This window comes from Mesorhizobium sp. M0598, from assembly GCF_040320865.1.
Taxonomy (GTDB): domain Bacteria; phylum Pseudomonadota; class Alphaproteobacteria; order Rhizobiales; family Rhizobiaceae; genus Mesorhizobium.
Genome location: NZ_JAMYQL010000102.1, coordinates 1 through 1245, shown reverse-complemented (window position 1 = coordinate 1245; position 1245 = coordinate 1). Strand labels below are relative to the sequence as shown.

1 protein-coding gene is annotated in these 1245 nt (G+C 66.0%); it reads right to left on the bottom strand.

The annotated features are described in order from the left end of the window. Positions 1-26: 26 nt before the first annotated feature. Positions 27-1136: an IS110 family RNA-guided transposase gene (locus tag NKI59_RS34895; RefSeq protein WP_352709061.1), complete on the bottom strand. Its 1110-nt coding sequence runs from the start codon at positions 1134-1136 to the stop codon at positions 27-29. Positions 1137-1245: the final 109 nt, after the last annotated feature.

Sequence of the window (1245 nt, the reverse complement as noted above, 5' to 3'; positions counted from 1 at the left end):
TGTGCAGCGGGTTGGGTCGAGACCGGCTATGACGGCGCGACCTCCCGGCCGATGGCCCACAAGAAGGCGGCCATCTCGCGTGCGATCGCAGCCACGACCACCGGCGGCTTCTTGCCGGCGGCGCTGAGGCGACGATAGCGGGCGCAGAGCCGGAGCTGCCCCTTCCAGGCAATATCGCGGACGGCCTTGGGCAGCCCCTCGAGCCGCACCCTCAGGGTCTCACTGACCCTGGCAGGATAGCGGTAAGTCCATGCCGCTTCGACCAGGGCGCGGCGGGCGCGTCGATTGCCGGCGAGCGTAAGGCTCGACCGGCGAACCGTGTCACCGGTCGAGCGCTCCCCCGGGACAAGGCCGAGAAAGGCCATCAACTGCGGCGGCGTATCGAAGCGACGCACATCCCCAATCTCGGCCGCAAATATCACTGCGACCAGGAACGAGGCGCCGCGCATGGCCTGATAGGCCTCAACGACTCGCGCCATGGACCAAGTTGGCACGACGGCGCGCAACTGCTCATCCAGGCGGTGTAGTCGCTGAGCCGCGTCCTCGATCGCGTCGATCTTCTCCTGGAACACGATCTGCTGCGCGGTATGCTCGAAGTTCTGTCGGGCAAGCCAGCGCCGGTGCGCCAATGTCCAATGACCGCCGTTCTGGTAGATCCGCCCATGGCGCAGAAGGAATGAGAGCAGCTGCTGGCGTTTGCGGCGCAGGTCGTCGGCTGCGGCTTCGCGGGCTCGGACCAGATCGCGGACAGCCTCGTGGACTACGTCCGGCACCCACACCCCGATCAGTTCGCCCGCCCGATGCAGTCGCGCCAGCGTGACCGCGTCCCGCCGGTTGGTCTTGACGCGCTCGCCCGGCCGCTTCGGGATCAGGGCCGGCGCAACCACCATGCAGTCGTGACCAAGATCGCGGACCTGCCGGCACAACCCATAACCCGTCGGCCCAGCCTCGAAGCAGACGTGCAGTCGATCATACTTTCTTCCCAGCTTCTTGATCGTCCGCTCTATCGCCGCCGGACTATTCTCGACCTCGCCGACGAACCGGACCTCGCCGGTGCGGCCGCCCTCCGCGATCGCAACCGCGTGCTTCTTCTTGGCTACATCAAACGCGACAAATGCTTCGCTATACTCTCCCATGGCTCGCTCTCCGTGCGTGAGGATCGGCTCGGCCCATCCGAGCAACCCTCGTCTTTTAATCGCACGAAAGGGCGGGCCACCGTTCTCCGCCTCGGAACATGACGTCTAG

Coding starts and splice junctions, on each gene's coding strand:
- NKI59_RS34895 (WP_352709061.1), bottom strand. CDS start 1,136: ATGGGAGAGTATAGCGAAGCATTTGTCGCGTTTGATGTAGCCAAGAAG.